This is a genomic window from Dysgonomonas termitidis (assembly GCF_042654545.1).
Lineage (GTDB): Bacteria > Bacteroidota > Bacteroidia > Bacteroidales > Dysgonomonadaceae > Dysgonomonas > Dysgonomonas termitidis.
On sequence record NZ_JBHSGN010000151.1, the window covers coordinates 1 to 2,500 of the forward strand.

2 protein-coding genes are annotated in these 2,500 nt (G+C 47.9%); both read right to left on the reverse strand.

Annotation, left to right across the window (positions count from 1 at the left end):
- Positions 1-79: 79 nt before the first annotated feature.
- Positions 80-802: an ATP-binding protein gene (locus ACFO6W_RS23550; RefSeq protein ID WP_380001122.1), complete on the reverse strand. Its 723-nt coding sequence runs from the start codon at positions 800-802 to the stop codon at positions 80-82.
- Between the two features lie 30 nt (positions 803-832).
- Entirely contained in the window at positions 833-2,371 is a 1,539-nt protein-coding gene (gene istA / locus ACFO6W_RS23555; RefSeq protein ID WP_380001124.1) for an IS21 family transposase, read from the reverse strand.
- Positions 2,372-2,500: the final 129 nt, after the last annotated feature.

Sequence of the window (2,500 nt, forward strand, 5' to 3'; positions counted from 1 at the left end):
GGCGTCGTAGCGGTGCTTCCACTTATAGAATGTGTGCTTGGACATGCCCAAGCCTCTATACCACGCTTCGGCTCCCCGTCTACTTGTATAAAAACTTTCTATCAAGGCAAAGCCTTCGGCTTCGCTCAACGCCACTCCTCGCACATAATCGTTCGTTTCCATAGGTTTTTTCCTCAAAGGTAAGAACTCGCGTACGGCTTTGCAAGACGCGGTTACCCGAACTATTAGCTTTAACCGTATGCCTGTCCTCAATAATTTCCAGCAGGTCCAGCTGTTGCTGGTTATCCATGGCGGCCAGTCCGAAGTCATCGAGAATGAGCAGTTCGGTTTTCGCCAGTTTTTCAAAGAAACGGATTACGCTGCCATCGAGCCTTGCGTATTTAATTTTGACCATTAGCTTTTGGGTATTATGATAGGCCACCGAGAAGCCCAACCTGCAAGCCTGGGTTCCCAGGGAGGAGGCCAGGAAACTTTTTCCGCATCCGGTTTGTCCTGTAATCAGGACAGAGTCTCCATTGCGGATAAAATTACCGGAGGCAAGGTTCATCACAGCGGATTGTTCCAACCCCCTTGCCCGGTCAAAGCTCAGTTCCTCTATTGAAGCCCTGTAACGGAAGGTGGCGTTCTTTAGTAAACGGGCGTACCGCTTTTCCTCTCGATAGTCCTGCTCAGCCTGCAACAGTAGCTTTAGCCCGTCGGTAAAGCTAAGCTCATGTACCCTGCGGGTCTCCTCCAGGGCTTTCAGGCAGGATGTCATGCCCGGTAATTTTAAACTCTCCAAATCAGTTTTAATCTTTTCCATTTTTACTTTTGTTTTAATGATACATTGATATTAGTAGTAATAGTTCTTTCCTCTTATATTCAGATGCCGTGGAAGCCCTTTAAACTCCAGCTCATGCTGTATATAGGTCTTATTGTCTATGATCCTGATAAGCGATTTGCAGGACAGCATATTGTTATCCAGGGCAAACCGGCATGCCTTATCAAAGATGACGGGGTCTGTCTTGCGCTGGAGACTCAGTAACCCGTCACAGCGCCTGTAAATCATCTCCGGAACCAGGTTCTGTTCAAAGTTCTTCTCTACCAGTAAGCCCAGCATATGGGAACGCTCCCTGGCCTTGGCTATGTAATAATCGGGAGAACGGTCTTTATAGTGGCGGTGGGTAGAACAAAGGTGCTCCCTGAGCGTGGTATAGCCATAACCGGCAGCCCGGCGGTGGGTAGCCACACATGTTCCTTCGCAAAATATCTGCACAAGGGTTCGGGTATAAATCACCTGAACCTTTTTTCCTATATGGCAATAGGGGACAGAGTAATAATGCTTGTCCCTTCCCAGGTAAATACAGTTGTTATTGGCCACCCGCAGCTGGGCATAGTATTTAACTTCAAAATCTGTTGGAGGTAAAGCCGTCAGTTTGTTTTTTTCTTCGGCAAGGAATTTCTCCTGCCGTGTATATGGCTTTTGCTGCATCCTGGTCTGGTTGTGCTCCATCGTTTTTTCAAGCAGGGCCCGGTTCAGTTCCGCCAGGGAGAAGAATGTAGTATCACGCAATTTTGCATAGACACGGCGGTAAATGATTTTTACCTGGTTCTCGACTGCCGCCTTGTCCCGGGGATGCCGTGAGCGGGCCGGAATAACTACAAACCCGTAATGATTGGCAAAGTCTTCCATCAGACGGTTCAGGTCCGGTTCATAGCGGTCACTCTTTATGACGGCCGCTTTCAGATTGTCGGGAGTCAGTATCTTGGCTGACCCTCCCAGGTGCCGCAGGGCTGATGAGAGAGCATACAGGAAGTCATCTGTAGTTTGTGAGGATACAGCCATCGTAAAGGTATAATCCGAGTAAGGCAGGCAAGCCACGAAGATATGCGCTTTCAGAACTTCTCCTGTTTCCCGGTCAATGTATGACATCGTATCTCCGGCAAAGTCCACATACAGCTTCTCGGCTGCCTGGTGATCAAGTATGGCCACAGGGTGCCGGGCCACTTTCAGTTGCTTCAGGTGGTAGCAGAACTGCGGATAGGAATAGCCATCCGGATGGTTAAGCTTATACTCGTCCCACAACAGTTTACGGGTGATATGGGCGCGACCGAGTTCCTTCTCAAAATATGGAATCTGCTCCCGGAAAACGGTGAACTTATCCTGTGTATAGGCTGCTGTGCCTGCCATAAATTTTGCTTCCAAGACCGGATCTTCTAACTCCAGCAGTTGGTCAATGTCGTACCCGTGAAGCTTTAACTTGTCGATGTACGAGTTAACGGTGGCTTTATAAAGGCCCAGTTCCCTGCCTATCCCACGATTGGAGACACCTTGTTGGTGTAATCTCAATAATTGTTTTATTTTGCTCATACGCGTTGGTTTTCCTGCCATAGTATCAGTGATTATGTTTTTTACATAATATAAAACTATGGTAAAGTCTCTCCTAATGGGTGGGTATAGTGGTTCTTCGTCAAATTTGATGCAGTCTTTTATCCGGTTTTAGATAGCACCACCTTGCGC